We start from the raw sequence: 14,155 nt of genomic DNA on the forward strand, positions 1-14,155 counted from the left end.
TCGAACAGATTATGTAGCATTTCGAAGTTTATTAAATATGCGGATAAAGTCCCCGAAGGACAAAGAATAATTGTCGCAGGTCATCCTCTGATATACCTTTTACAATTTTCGTCATTCGGGCTTCAATATCTTTTCGATTTGTAGATTCATGTTCAAAACGGAACAACTCATAAAGTTCAACATCCAGTGCTTCAGCAATTTTTTCCAGTGTTTCAAAAGAAGGATTTTGCAGACCGCGTTCAATTTCACCCACAAATTTATAACTGATGTCTGCTTTTGAACCTAACTTTTCCTGAGTCAAGCTTTTCGAAATTCTTATCTCGCGAATCCTCCGGCCAAGAAGTGATCTTTTATTATTTCGTTTATTTTCCATTTAGGAACTATAGAAGGTCTTTTATTCATGATAAACCCTATAATGGTGTTAATTTATCTTTACATAACACCAATAGTAGTCTTTAAAATATAAACACATAATAAACATGGTAGGTCTTCGATTCAATACACTGAATGCCAGGGCTAAATATAAAAATCGATACCGTAGGTTGAACTGTAAATAACCAGTATATAAAAAAGCATAAGTAGGAGAAAAAATGAAAATTTTTTTTGAGGTTCAAAAGAATTGGGAAATTAATAAATTCCATTTGGGAGGCACGGAAATACTAAATTATCTGCTCGTCGAAATTAGTACAAATGGAAATATATTTCTCATTGATGCAGAAATTGAATTAGAAGACGGTGAAACTCTTGTGAACAGATATATTTTAGGTTCAGTTATTGACACCCTGAATTTTATTAATCAACCTGGAATAAAGGATAGCAAAATAGCTCTTATATCTACACGTCGCGATAACAAAGGTGAATATGGAATTTCTGATTTGGTAGAAATCATTGAGGCTAAAGACAAAACAGGCAAGATTGCTCATGTTCTGCGCTGTAAAAACGGAAGAACATATATAGGTTCTCTACTTGAAAATATTGACGATGAACTTAACCTAACTGACCATAAAACGATTTACCAGAAAATTCTGACAAAAGAATAAAAAGATAATAATGCTTTTTGAGCAGATAATATTAAAGCTACTGTTCGATTAATTGTCCATTTTCCTTCAGCCAAGCTTTTGCTTTGCCTTTTCCATTGCTGGTATCTGAGCCCCAGACTTGATTAGACACTGTCTGTCCGGTCAAGCTCGGGGGACACCCTACACCTTCTGTGATCATGCAGTCCATCGGCGACTATTCTTAATCAAGCTTTTTAGATAAAATAGTCTGTCCCCGGTTAACACCTGGTAGTGGATGGCTTAAAAATTCATAATCTAAGCCACGCGCATGGGCGTTGTAAGCCCACGCCGCGAATTGCTCAAGTAGTCGCTGATTTTCCGATTCCAAACGTATGTTTTCTTTTTTTAATCGTTCAATGGTTTCCAGTGCAACCTTTAGTTCTGGTGAAGATATAACAATCTGACCGCCAACCCTTGATAAATTTTTCTTTTGGACTTCAAACGCATTACGAATTCGCTCATGTTTGAAAAGCGTCTGCCGTGTATAGCGATAAAATAAACTCAATTCTATCGCATTAATCAATAATCCCCATGTAAGTTTTCCGAGCCAACCATCGAGAATTTCAACTATCTGCTTGATGTCAGCATCCGATAAATTTTTAGCTCGTCTTTTTTTCATTTCAATTCTCTTTTCTTTCAATATCATCATTAACCGCCTTTGAAATGACTGCAGAATTGTGAGCATTCGGGACTTTTATTGATTCATTTAATCGCTTCGTACTACTCTTTGGCGAAGCCAACTGGATTATAGAACCAACTGGCACATCAGGATTATTCATAATTGAGCATAGTTCCGTCAAACGCTTAACCGCGGAACGGTGGTGTTCCAGCCACCTATCGCTCCCCGCATACCCCTCTCCGACTGCATTTTCAGCTCTTTTCAATAGCTCAATAGATTCGTCCAGTCGTTTTTTCAGACGTTCAGTCTTCTCTTCATCACCTTTGAGACAAATCAATTCAACGCAATGGATACAATCCATACAAACCTGACAGGGTGACATGGTGTAGTCATGGAGACAGAAACCGAAGTCCGTTGTATGGGCTGTCGGAACCATTAGACGTGCGAATTCATCACGCAGGATGAGAACCCTTTTGGGTATTTTTGCCAGAGGACCGAAAAACTTGCTTTCGTTTCCGACAGCATCTCGTATTAGCATGAGCATGTCGTCAGCAGTTACATGATCATAGGCAGCGTTCTGGCGGATATCCTGGCGACCCGACCATTTTGCGACGTCTAGCTGGCTCATGCACCCACTTTGAGCAAGTGTGTTGAGATAGTGTCTGAACTGGTGGGTTGTAATTTTTATTGGACTGCCATCTGGTTCAGCAAACCCAAGGCGGGAAAAAATGGATGCAAACCCATAAGCAGATCGTCCTCCCAGACCATCATTGATCTGGTCAATGCTAATTGGCTCAATCATCCAATTGTATGAGGCTTTTCTTTTCCCTAATTCATCAGTTCTGCAAATAAATAGAGCATCACTGTACTTCAGTCCCGTGTCCGGATCCAAGACAGGAAAACCTTTTGGAAGCATATTAACTACAGCATTTTGAACATCTTCAAATCGTACATGTCTTGATGCATTTCTTTTAAGTTTAAGACCTGAACACCATCGGTAAGCTCCAGCCTCACCTTTTAAACCGATTATCTTTCTAACTTCAGCCATCGATAGCCATTCCTGGCCACGAATATTTTCCAGATCGCCTGAAAGATAGATGCATCCCGGATTATCCTCATACCATTTCGCTACGCGCCGAGCTTCGGTTGTAATAGTTTTTATCTTACTTATTGCCTCTTTCACTACACTAATCCATGAGGGCAGTATCCATTTCACCATAGGACCAGCACCTTTGGCGGCCGACCACCGCAATCCGTAAGCTTCATCTTCATTGTCTCTCTGTTTCTGGCAGACTTCACAATTTTCCGGCAACATGAGAACTTCACTTATCCGAGAGGGAGATGATAACAGAATTGCCACCACTGATGAGACTATTACATCCACTGGTTCAGTGGCCAGGCAAAAAACCTTAGGCAAGGCGTCCAGCGCGGCCTCTGACGGCAGCTTTGATTGCCTTCGTTTGTCGAATTCTTTCCCTACCCTCACCGTATCACTGGGCCGTTTCAAAAAGTTTCTCCATAGAACAGGCACGATAGTCAGTCGGTTTTCAGTCAAAAACTTGGCAAACATTTCAAGATGGCCGCCAACACGGTATGCAACAACTTCCGTGTATTTTTTACCTACTATTTGTGCCGCACGATTTAGTATCAAAGCATCGATTCTAACAGGATCGGGGCAGCCAGCATTTTCCGACAAAGCATCATTTACAGCCCTAAGGCCAGTCAAACGTTTCGCGTAATCCATAATGGGGTGAACTCCGTGCATATACCTCATATATGATTTTGCAAAAGACAAAAATGGTTCAGGCATTGATGTAGGTAATCCGTCGTTTACACTTTCCAGTCTACTAAACACAAGCCTATGCCGTTTGTTTCCAAACCCCTTAATATTGAGATAATCTGTTATATCCCAACTATTATCATCAAATTGTAGTTCAGAACCAAAGACGGTCAATTTGTTTCGACAGAGGTCGATAAAGCCTTTTAAATTACTCCCGGCATCAAGTTCAGCCTGCGGCTTAAAGTAAAAAATATCAGCCATTCTCATCTCCCCGACTATCGCGAATAATCTGACACTGCCTAACAACTTCCGCCACAGCTACAATTGTCCGATCATTAATTGAAGAAATGCGCAAATCACTGGAAATCAACAGCCGTTCACGTTCAGCAATCAGGTAATTCAACACCATTTCATGAGGGGCATCTAGCCAGGGACGGAAACTCCGACACGTATAGCAGGCAATAGGCGCCATCGATCCGCAGAAGCCATGTTTTCCACAACTGCCAATCGGTTTCATTGTGGGATCGAAACGCGGATCACAAACCCGATGCGAAGGATCTCCTGCATAGGGAGCCTCAGATTCATCGGCGATTATGACACCAGCAAATGCCTGCGCAAGCGGCGCCAAACGAAATGCAACTGCACGGTCGATTCGTCTGATAATCGCCGGGTCAGCCTCGACATAAACACCAACATTTTGCGTATCCGAGTGATCCAAAAGTTCGGCAATTTCTAACTCACCATGGCCCTCAACGGCGGCCCTGGTACCCACAGTCCGACGGAAGCGATAAGCATTAATATGAAGAGGCTTGCCGGTACGCTCTGACATCACATGCAACCGGTCGATGATTCCCCTTAAAGTCTGCAAAAGGCTGTTGGAGGTTCGGTGAAACTCAAAACCAGGAGGTACCCTTCTGCGTGTTATTTTTTCTGGGAACAAGGGGGCTTGATCAGGATCCCCCAGTATACCTTTAAAGCGTTCTTTCACTTCGGCGGCGTGCAGAAGAAGCTTTTCACCAATATGCTCAATCAAAAGGCGATCCTTAAATTCAGATCGTGCAAGCTTGTTCCGTTGCTTAACGCGGGGGACACGAAGAGTATAAACTACCGATCCACTTTTTGACTGCCCGCTCCCCACATCACTGACTTTGAGGAGGGAATACTGGATAGGGCGCTGTCCCAATGCCAAGAAGAGCCAAACCAACACATATTCACCAAGACTAATGACTTTGTCCTGAAAAGCTGCCTTCAAAACAGACAGAATGCCCTGAAGCTCAAGATCGGAGTAAGGGCCATTCACCGGATCCATTGTGAGAACTGCCTCTCCCTTTACATTCCCTTTTATTCTGAATTGCTTCAGAATTGCTACTGCATCGTCTTCGATCCCCGGATAACTCATCTCGTGCCATCTTTTCAGGAAACCAGACATATAACCTAGATAATATTGATTTTTTTTGCTTAATGTTGAATAGTAGTTAATAATTTGATGCCCTGTAATCGATGAAACAATTGTTGCCTGTTCTGAATGAATAAATTTTAAAAATCTTTTTAAATAAAAAAATTGATTTTCTGCGTAAAAAATTGATTTATTTCTCAAAAACCAAATAAATGTTTTCTTGAGCGCCAATTTCATTTCCGTGGTTATCGGTAACTTGCCAAAATCAAGATTTACGATTTTAGAGCTTTCGCAACAATTCCATATATCCAATTGAGGGTCAAATTCCGCACCTCCACGCGTCCGGACTTGTGATGGTAAGTTTAAATTGCCAATTTTCGATGATTTATGATGTAGTGTTAGACTATTCATCGTTTTTGTCCTCTCCAAGCATGTTTTTTTGCATTTCCAGAGATATCTTATTAGCTGCTTCGCGAACATGACGGCGTGTATATATAGCTGCTGTTCCCGATGTGTCCAGCCAACCCATCAAATATGAACGCATTTTCTTTTCTTTTCCTTCGTTAATTTTCTTTTTATCCATCTTTTCTGAAAATCGCTCATTCCAAGTATGCCGCATGATATGTGGATAAAGTTTAGGCAATTCCGGGCATTTCATGCTCAACACTGTAAAAACTTTGTTCAATGATGAAATTGACATGGGCTTACCGGAATTTGAAGCGACAAAAAGGAAATTATGCTTTCTCGCACCGGGCAATGCTATTCGGTGAGACATGATGTAGGCTTCAGTCATATCACGCAATCCTGGAGACAACCGAATTTTACGCGCTCTGGTCTTAGCGTTCGGCTGATTCCGGCGTGGATCCTGAGGATCATCCGCGCGCCTTGCCACAACAACCGTACTTTCTTGAAAATTGATATCCGAGATCCTGATGCCCAGCAATTCTCCCCTGCGCAACCCATGATAATACAGCCAATGCATGATGAGAGCATTTCGATATCTGGAATATTCCTCCATCCAAGGGTTATCTTCTGAATCAGGCTCAATTACCTCCAATAATTTTTCCCGGCTTTTCTGATCCAGCCCTTCGCGATCATCAAGGCAATCCGAGGTGCATACATCAGGCATCATGGAGTTAATAGCCTTTACAATCAGCTGTTGAGCCTCGCGAAGAGACTCAACATGGCAGCTTTGTTTTTTCTGCTGTGATGAACGGACTAGTGACAACCAGACAAGGTAGTCACGTACTATGCGAAGTCGATTGGCTGCTGATGCCGGTAAAACCTCCTTCCTGCTAGTTTGATCAAATCTTTTTCTGTATTTTTCCAGTGAAGTTGTGACCGGTGATGGCAACACGCCCTTACTCTCAACATAAAGGCGTGATGATATCTCGGCCATTGGCAAATGGCAAAATTCAACCAATGACTCTATTTCTACCAACGATAGCAATTCTCCCTGCTGTAACCTCTCTATTATATTTATCTTATGAATATCGAGGTAAATATAGAGAACCATTATCGATCTCAAAGAGCTTTCTATCGTATTTGCTGCACGATTTCTCGCTCGCAATTGCGTAAGGGAATACACTGTAACATCAAATAACGGCATTCCCTCGAAATCCAAAAACATCGGCAATCGCTCACCTGATGATAACACTACCATTCTTATTTGATATCTCCGCTTCATTGTCACCCCCTTGTGTTATTTTAAAAAGGGCACAAAAAAAGGACGCAAAAATAGCTTTCATTGAAAGCTATTCAGCGTCCTCCATTAGCGTCAATTCCCTGTGTCGATCTTTCTTACGTTTTACAACACATATTGATTGGCATCAAGAGAAAATATGAGTTCACAGTTTACACTTTGCGATAGGTACACATTACTGGATAAACACAACATCATATATTTCATACATGTTAATAAAAAATGCCCGTAAGGTTAATATCTTACGGGCATTAGTTAACAAATTTTATTTAGGTAGATATTAAAAAGGAACATCTTCCATCGGCGTGCCGCCGCTTTGCGCGGAAGACGCCATGTCGTCAGCCTTGCCTTGCCCCTTGGAATCAAGCATCTTCATGTCGCTGGCCACGATTTCCGTCGTGAAGCGTTTTACACCGTCCTTATCCTCCCATGAGCGGGTTTGAATACGGCCTTCGATAAAAACCAGTTTGCCTTTCACCAGATAATTGCCGCATATTTCGGCCAGTTTGCCGAATGTAACAATACGATGCCATTCTGTTTTCTGAACTTTTTCCCCGTTTTTATCCTTCCACTGCTCATCGGTTGCCAGATTGAAATTGGTAACCATTGTCCCGTCCGGTGTATATCGAACTTCCGGGTCTTTGCCCAGCCTGCCGATCAATATCGCCTTGTTGATCATTTATTCTCCCCCCTGCTTATAAATTCGCTGCATCATACATAACAACCGCCCTATAGGCAAACACATTTTTCGTTCCCGTGCTGCCGAATGCGCCGTGCGCCAAAACGACAATCATGCTTGACTAATCATTAAAAAAAATATAGTCAGATTGACTTTAAAAAAGTGGAGAAATTATGGAAGACAATGATCTTTTAAAGGTTCGCCTGGAAAAAATCGCGGCCTTAAAAGCAGCCGGCGTGGATTTATATCCCAATGATGCAAAGCCCCAAAATACAACCGCTCAGATCATGGCCGAGTTCGGTAACACCGATGGCGAAGCCCTGGCACAATTGACACAGAAATTTTCGGTTGCCGGGCGGCTGATGGCCATCCGCAGCTTCGGTAAAGCGGCCTTCGTCAAGATGCAGGACCGTAAAGGTCAGATGCAATGCTATATTGCTAAAAACATCTTGAGCGAACAGGATTTTTCCATCTTTAAAAAGATGGATATCGGCGACATTATTTACGTTTCAGGAAAGCTTTTCCGGACCAAGACCAATGAGTTGACCATCGAAGTTGAATCGTTGCGCCTGATGGCCAAATCCATTCACCCCCTGCCGGAAAAATGGCATGGCCTGACGGACATTGAAACCCGCTATCGCCAGCGGCATCTGGATTTAATATCCAGCCCTGCCGTCAAAGAAGTTTTTTACCGGCGCAGCCTGATCATCAAACTGATGCGGCAATTCATGGACCAGCATGACTTTCTGGAAGTGGAAACACCCATGATGCAATCGCGCGCAGGCGGCGCCGTTGCCCGCCCTTTCAAAACGCATCATAATGCGCTCGACATGGATTTGTTTCTGCGCATCGCCCCTGAGCTATACTTAAAACGTCTCGTAACCGGCGGGCTGGAAAGAGTCTATGAGATCAACCGCAGCTTTCGCAATGAAGGGATTGACACCTTCCATAATCCTGAATTCACCATGATGGAGTTTTACTGGAGCTATGCGACTTACGAGGATTTAATGACTTACACGGAAGAGTTATTCGGATTTATCGCCAACCATATTTTCGAAGGACTCCGGTTCACATATCAGGGCACCGAAATCGATTTGACGCCGCCCTGGAGAAGGCTTTCCGTCAAAGATGCTCTTTTACAAATAGCCGGCATGACGCCTGCCGACCTGACGGATCCGGCCAAAACCATCGCTTTTGCCCGAAAACTCGGCTGTGATGTTAAGGAAACCGACCCTCTGGGGAAAATTCAGATGGCCATTTTCGACGAAGTGGTCGAAAAAAAGCTCATCCAGCCGACCTTTGTGACCGATTATCCGGTTGCGGTATCCCCCCTGTCCCGAAGGAATAACTCCGATCCGGAGCTTGTTGACCGTTTTGAACTCTACATTTGCGGCCGGGAATTTGCCAACGCTTTTTCCGAGTTAAATGATCCTGCCGATCAGCGCAGTCGATTCGTCCAGCAGCTCAAAGAGCGGGAAGCAGGCGATGATGAAGCCCACGAAATGGATGAAGATTATATTCACACGCTGGAATACGGCATGCCGCCGACAGCGGGGGAAGGAATCGGCATCGACCGGCTGATCATGCTTTTTACCGATTCCGCGTCTATCCGGGACGTGATATTGTTCCCGCTTTTAAGAACCAGGCAGGAATGAACTGCACACCCGATTTTTACGAAGCGGTAAAATCAACTGTTTCCCGACAGGATATTGATTAATGCCTTACGAATTCTTTATCAGCAGACGGTATATGAGGGCGAAACGCAAACAGGTTTTTGTTTCGATCATTACCTTTATATCGATTTTCGGTATTTTCCTGGGCGTGGCGGCACTGATTGTTGTTCTTGCCGTCATGAACGGCTTTGAAGAAGATCTGCGTTCCAAAATTCTGGGCATTCGCTCACACATTGAAGTAACAGCGGATATGACCGGCATCATGAAAAATTACCCGGCTCTTCGCGAAGAAATCGATAAAACACCGGGCGTCGTCGCTTCCACGCCTTTTATTTACACGGAGGCCATGATGCGCAGTCAAAACGGCGTCACCGGCGTTATCATCCGCGGCATGGATACCGAAAGCGCACCTAAAGTAATTAATCTGGGGAAAATCAGGCAGGGCAATATCGAATACCTCAATAAAATTCCCGCCGATGTATTAAAGGATCTGGCCGCCGAAAACAGAAACCTCGCGGGAATCATGATCGGCAAGGAAATGGCAAGAAATCTGGGAATTTTCCTGTATGATTCCATTACGATCATTTCCCCGTCCGGCGGCATTGCCACCCCGATGGGCATGGTTCCCCGCATGAAAAAATTTATCGTGGTCGGAATTTACGAATCGGGATTTTATGAATATGACTCCAAACTGGCCTTTCTATCGCTCAAAAGCTCCCAGGAATTTCTGGACATGGGCGACGCCGTTTCGGGCATTGATATCGTCGTCAAAGACATCTACAAAGCCGATGTAATTTCCCGCACCCTTCAAAACAAACTGGGCTTCCCCTACTTCGCGCAAAACTGGATGCAGATGAATAAAAACCTGTTTTCAGCCCTGAAACTGGAAAAGCGCGTGATGTTTATCATCCTGAGTTTAATAGTGCTGGTGGCCGCTTTTAACATCATCAGCGCGCTCATCATGATTGTTATGGAAAAAAACAAGGATATCGCCATTTTGAAATCAATGGGCGCCACCTCCGCCACCATCATGAAGATATTTATCTATCAGGGACTGATTGTCGGCGTGATCGGAACTTTCCTGGGCTGCATTGCCGGCCTCACCATCGCGCTGAATTTGCAGAAAATTTCTCTCCTGGTGGAGAAAATTTTCAACTTCAAAATTCTGCCCGGTGATGTGTATTACCTGAGCGAACTTCCCTCGAAAGTGAATTATGGCGACGTGGTCGTTATTGTCATCGGTACCCTGCTGATTTGTTTTCTATCAACCATTTACCCGGCGCTCCGAGCCTCCAAACTGGATCCGGCGGAAGCCCTGAGATACGAATAATAGCGACGACTGATATGATCATACTGACCAATTTATCCAAAACTTTCGTAAAAGACGGCAACAAAATTGAAGTCTTGCGAAATTTAAATCTGGAAATAAAAAAAGGCGACTCTCTGGCCGTCGTGGGCGTTTCCGGGGCCGGTAAAAGTACGCTGATTCACATTCTCGGAACGCTGGATCATCCGACTTCGGGCACACTTTTCATGGCCGGCCATAATGTTTTTGAGTGGAGCGAGAAGAAAATTTCCGCTTTCCGCAATAAAACGATTGGCTTTGTTTTTCAATTTAATAATCTGCTGCCGGAGTTTACCGCGCTGGAAAACACCATGATGCCGGCGCTCATCAGCGGGCTCGCCAAAAAGCAGGCGATAGATAAAGCCTCACAATTATTACAGGAAGTGGGTCTGGAGCATCGCCTGAAGCATAAGCCGGGGGAACTCTCCGGAGGAGAGCAACAGCGCGTGGCCATCGCCCGGGCGCTGGTGATGGAACCGGAAATTTTGCTCGCTGACGAACCGACAGGAAACCTTGACACGGAAACAGGAAAAAAGATAGAAGACATCCTGGTTAATTTAAATACCATGAAAAAAATAACGCTGATCGTTGTCACGCACAACAAACTGCTGGCAGACAGGATGTCCGGCAGAATCGGTCTGCGGGACGGGGAAATTTATGATTTTTAATAAAAAAACATTGCAAATAGTCATCCCGCTGGTTCTTTTCATTCTCTGTTTTCTTGTGGAAGCTCAGGCGCAGGATCCCAGGAAAATATGCATTCTGCCTTTTGACGTCCACACCAACGTCGGGAGCAGCGCCCTGCAGGAATCCGTTTACAAACACCTGATCGGTGAATTGCAGCAGGAAAAGAAAATTCAAGTGATACCGGCGGGTGATTTTGCCAAAAGCAACGTGGTTCTCAATAAAGAAAAGGCCATCAGGGCCGGAAAAACGCTCGGAGCGGACTATGTGGTTACAGGCAGCATCTCCCAGTTCGGGGAGACGCTGAACGTAGACGCACAAATTATCGATGTTGCCCGCGGAACAATCTTACCTTCCGTGTCCGTCCAGGGCAAGGGATCGGCAGGCTACGAGGCGCTGGCCGGTCAGTTAAAAACGGAAATTCTGGACCGCACGGGACTCTTGGAGAAAATTGTGCGGATCGATATTGCGGGAAATCGCAAAATCGGAGCGCCGGCCATCACGGAGAAAATCAAAAGCAAAGTCGGCAAACCTTTGAATCAGGCGGATGTCACGGACGATATTAAAACGATTTACAAAATGGGGTTTTTCCTGGATGTCAGTGCCAGCGTTACAACAGAACCAGAGGGCAAAGTACTGACCTTTACCGTTGCCGAAAAAGGGCTGATATCCGAAATCCGGCTGATTGGCAACAAGGCATTGGACCGCGACGACATTCTGGGCGCCATGACCGTCAAAACCCGCCAGAGCCTCAATCAGGAAAAAATTAAAGGCGATATCCAGAAAATCAAGGAGCTTTACGACACCAAAGGCTATTACAACGCCGAGATAAGCGACCGCCTGGAAAAGGAAGGCACAAAGGATATTGTGCTGGTTCTGGAAATTAAAGAGAACAGCCGGGTCTATATCCGTTCCATCACATTTGAAGGAAACGACTCTTTTTCCACAAAAGAACTGGTCAACATGATGACCACGAATACGCGAACCTTGCTGGGCTTCATTACCGATTCAGGCATCCTGAAAACGGATCAGCTCAAGCAGGATGTTCAGAAATTAACCGCTTTTTATTTCAACAGCGGTTTTGTCAACGCCCAGATCGCCGAACCGGTCATCACGCATGACGACAAAGGCATCTATATCAAAATCATTGTCAGGGAAGGCAAACGATTCAAAATCGGAAAAGTTGAAATTTCCGGTGATTATCTGACAAAAACCAGAGACGATCTATTCGCGCTTTTAAAATCAAAAACAGGAAACTATTATGATCGGGAAGCGATTACAAAGGATATGGAAACCATCCAGCTTGCCGCCACCGATGAAGGTTATGCATATGCCGACGTCAATCCGAAAACCGTCACCCATGAAAAAGAGCAGCTGGTGGATTTGAACTTCCAGCTCACCAAGGGCGAACTCATTTATATTTCCCGCATCGGCATATCCGGAAACACCATCACCCGCGACAAAGTCATCCGGCGGCAGTTATCCATCGTGGAGGGAGATTTGTATTCCTCCAGCAAGCTGAAAAAAAGTTATTCCGGCTTGAACTATCTCCGGTATTTTGAAGAGATTGATTTCCAGACGGAAAAAGCACCGGATAATAAGATGGACATCAATATCCGGGTGAAAGAAAAGAATACGGGGATGTTTATGATCGGCGCGGGGTACAGCGCCGTTGACAAGGCGATTATCATGGCGCAGATCTCCCAGCAGAATTTTCTGGGTTACGGACAGACGTTAAGCCTGAAAGCATCGCTTGGCTCCACAACCAATAATTATGAACTGTCTTTTGTCGAACCATGGCTTTTTGATCTGCCGCTGTGGTGTAAAGCGGATCTCTGGAACTACAAAAGTTCATATGATTCCTACACCGTTGAAACAAAGGGAACCGGATTAACCCTGGGATATCCGATTTGGGACAGGGTTACCGGTTATGTCGGCTACAAGTTCAGCATCGACGCCATTAAGGATGTTAATCAGGCAACCGCCACCAGCTATGTCAAGCGTCAGGAAGGTGAAAGATATACCAGTGCCATGACCTTCAGCCTTGTTTATGACACCACGGACGACAGCATGTTCCCCACCAAGGGAATCAAGGCAAGCACTTCCGTGCAGCACGCCGGGGTGCCTTTTGGCGGCAACGTAGAGTTCACGAAATACGGGGGCGCCCTGGTCGGTTATTACTCGCTCTTCAAGGATATTGTTTTAGCCGGGAAAAGCAAAATCGGGTATCTGCAAAACAATGACGTAAGCGACGACAGACTCCCCCTTTATGAAAGATATGTTCTGGGGGGCTTGAATTCTTTGCGCGGGCTGCGCTATGTCGGTCCGACCAATTCGGGGACCAGCGATGTCATCGGCGGTAAAACCATGGTAACCTTTACGGCGGAAATAGTATTCCCGCTGATCAAAGACGCCGGTATGAAAGGCGTCATATTTTATGACGCCGGCAATACCTGGGACAATAATTATTACCTCGATGATTTGAGGCAAACCTGCGGCGCGGGTATCCGCTGGTATTCGCCCATCGGACCCTTGCGGCTGGAATACGGCTACGTGCTGGATCGCAGAGGATTGAACGACGACAGCGTGGGCCGATTTGAATTCAGCATCGGCATGATGATGTAATGGATCAACGAAATGAACTTCATTGATTGATAATAGACTAACTAACCGAGAGGAGATTTTAAAATGAAAAAAAATATTTGTCTGATTGCAGGATTGGTTCTGCTTATTTTTGTTTGGACGAACACGTCCTTTGCCGCCGATAAAATCGGGTTTATCAATATGCAGACGATCATTCAAACCTCGAACGCCGGTAAAAAGGCAGCCGAAGAATTTAAAAAAATCGTGGAAAAGAAACAGGCCGCCATCCAGGCCATGGAAAACGACGTCAAGAAAGTAAAAGATGAACTGGACAAACAGGCTTCCGTCATGACGGCCAGCGCACGCAGTGATAAAGAAGCCGCTTATCAAAGAAAGCTGCGCGATTACCAGATCCTCGTCGATGACACCAACAAAGAACTCCAGAAGCGGGATCAGGAATATTCACAAAAAATGGTTCCTGAAATATTGAAAGTCGTCCGCAGCATTGCGGAAAAAGATAAATACACTCTGATTCTGGACTACAGCACCATGCCGCTGCCTTATCATGACAAGGCCAGCGATATCACCAAGAAAGTCGTCGATGAGTACAACAAAGCGAATACAAAAAAGTAAACG

At 44.7% G+C, this 14,155-nt stretch carries 12 protein-coding genes; 6 read left to right on the plus strand and 6 right to left on the minus strand.

The features are described from left to right. Positions 1-31: 31 nt before the first annotated feature. Positions 32-373 carry a transcriptional regulator gene (locus tag CVU71_10345; GenBank protein PKN17922.1) on the minus strand — a complete coding sequence of 114 codons (342 nt, stop codon included), beginning with the start codon at positions 371-373 and terminating at the stop codon, positions 32-34. A 217-nt stretch (positions 374-590) separates the two neighbouring features. Here CVU71_10345 and CVU71_10350 point away from each other — a divergent pair, with 217 nt between their 5' ends. Further along, positions 591-1,040, plus strand: coding sequence for a hypothetical protein (locus CVU71_10350; GenBank protein PKN17923.1), 450 nt, complete (start codon positions 591-593; stop codon positions 1,038-1,040). A gap of 199 nt (positions 1,041-1,239) precedes the next feature. Here the strand turns inward: CVU71_10350 and CVU71_10355 are convergent, their stop codons facing one another. The 5 genes from CVU71_10355 to CVU71_10375 all read right to left on the minus strand — a co-directional run bounded on the left by CVU71_10355 (position 1,240) and on the right by CVU71_10375 (position 7,234). Further along, on the minus strand, positions 1,240-1,677 hold the full coding sequence (locus tag CVU71_10355; GenBank protein ID PKN18685.1) for a hypothetical protein: 438 nt from the start codon (positions 1,675-1,677) through the stop codon (positions 1,240-1,242). 1 nt (position 1,678) lies between these two features. Then, a complete protein-coding gene (locus CVU71_10360) occupies positions 1,679-3,718 on the minus strand; it encodes an integrase (GenBank protein ID PKN17924.1) in 2,040 nt (679 codons plus the stop codon). After that, on the minus strand, positions 3,711-5,090 hold the full coding sequence (locus CVU71_10365; protein ID PKN18686.1) for an integrase: 1,380 nt from the start codon (positions 5,088-5,090) through the stop codon (positions 3,711-3,713). The genes CVU71_10360 and CVU71_10365 overlap by 8 nt, the downstream gene beginning before the upstream one ends. Positions 5,091-5,256: 166 nt before the next feature. Beyond that, positions 5,257-6,540 (minus strand): integrase, encoded by a 1,284-nt coding sequence (locus tag CVU71_10370; protein ID PKN17925.1) that lies wholly within the window; start codon positions 6,538-6,540, stop codon positions 5,257-5,259. 295 nt (positions 6,541-6,835) lie between these two features. Further along, on the minus strand, positions 6,836-7,234 hold the full coding sequence (locus CVU71_10375) for a single-stranded DNA-binding protein (GenBank protein ID PKN17926.1): 399 nt from the start codon (positions 7,232-7,234) through the stop codon (positions 6,836-6,838). 173 nt (positions 7,235-7,407) lie between these two features. On the opposite strand from CVU71_10375, the gene lysS reads away from it, so the two are divergent. From lysS to CVU71_10400, 5 genes are all read left to right on the plus strand, one after another. After that, positions 7,408-8,889: a lysine--tRNA ligase gene (gene lysS / locus CVU71_10380; GenBank protein PKN17927.1), complete on the plus strand. Its 1,482-nt coding sequence runs from the start codon at positions 7,408-7,410 to the stop codon at positions 8,887-8,889. 61 nt (positions 8,890-8,950) lie between these two features. Further along, complete coding sequence (locus tag CVU71_10385) at positions 8,951-10,237, plus strand: lipoprotein-releasing system transmembrane subunit LolC (protein ID PKN17928.1); 1,287 nt, start codon at positions 8,951-8,953, stop codon at positions 10,235-10,237. A gap of 14 nt (positions 10,238-10,251) precedes the next feature. Beyond that, positions 10,252-10,920: a lipoprotein-releasing system ATP-binding protein LolD gene (locus CVU71_10390; protein PKN17929.1), complete on the plus strand. Its 669-nt coding sequence runs from the start codon at positions 10,252-10,254 to the stop codon at positions 10,918-10,920. After that, positions 10,910-13,561 (plus strand): outer membrane protein assembly factor BamA, encoded by a 2,652-nt coding sequence (gene bamA / locus CVU71_10395; protein PKN17930.1) that lies wholly within the window; start codon positions 10,910-10,912, stop codon positions 13,559-13,561. Before CVU71_10390 ends, bamA begins: the two co-directional genes overlap by 11 nt. Before the next feature lie 63 nt (positions 13,562-13,624). Next, complete coding sequence (locus tag CVU71_10400) at positions 13,625-14,152, plus strand: hypothetical protein (GenBank protein PKN17931.1); 528 nt, start codon at positions 13,625-13,627, stop codon at positions 14,150-14,152. The last annotated feature ends 3 nt before the right edge of the window (positions 14,153-14,155 follow it).

This window comes from Deltaproteobacteria bacterium HGW-Deltaproteobacteria-6, from assembly GCA_002840435.1.
GTDB lineage: Bacteria > Desulfobacterota > Syntrophia > Syntrophales > Smithellaceae > UBA8904.

Excerpts from the sequence above, each read along its gene's own strand:
- CVU71_10345 (PKN17922.1), bottom strand. The coding sequence starts at position 373 with ATGGAAAATAAACGAAATAATAAAAGATCACTTCTTGGCCGGAGGATT.
- CVU71_10350 (PKN17923.1), top strand. The coding sequence starts at position 591 with ATGAAAATTTTTTTTGAGGTTCAAAAGAATTGGGAAATTAATAAATTC.
- bamA (PKN17930.1), top strand. The coding sequence starts at position 10,910 with ATGATTTTTAATAAAAAAACATTGCAAATAGTCATCCCGCTGGTTCTT.
- CVU71_10385 (PKN17928.1), top strand. The coding sequence starts at position 8,951 with ATGCCTTACGAATTCTTTATCAGCAGACGGTATATGAGGGCGAAACGC.
- CVU71_10365 (PKN18686.1), bottom strand. The coding sequence starts at position 5,090 with ATGAAATTGGCGCTCAAGAAAACATTTATTTGGTTTTTGAGAAATAAA.
- CVU71_10400 (PKN17931.1), top strand. The coding sequence starts at position 13,625 with ATGAAAAAAAATATTTGTCTGATTGCAGGATTGGTTCTGCTTATTTTT.
- CVU71_10375 (PKN17926.1), bottom strand. The coding sequence starts at position 7,234 with ATGATCAACAAGGCGATATTGATCGGCAGGCTGGGCAAAGACCCGGAA.
- CVU71_10390 (PKN17929.1), top strand. The coding sequence starts at position 10,252 with ATGATCATACTGACCAATTTATCCAAAACTTTCGTAAAAGACGGCAAC.
- CVU71_10360 (PKN17924.1), bottom strand. The coding sequence starts at position 3,718 with ATGGCTGATATTTTTTACTTTAAGCCGCAGGCTGAACTTGATGCCGGG.
- CVU71_10355 (PKN18685.1), bottom strand. The coding sequence starts at position 1,677 with ATGAAAAAAAGACGAGCTAAAAATTTATCGGATGCTGACATCAAGCAG.
- CVU71_10370 (PKN17925.1), bottom strand. The coding sequence starts at position 6,540 with ATGAAGCGGAGATATCAAATAAGAATGGTAGTGTTATCATCAGGTGAG.
- lysS (PKN17927.1), top strand. The coding sequence starts at position 7,408 with ATGGAAGACAATGATCTTTTAAAGGTTCGCCTGGAAAAAATCGCGGCC.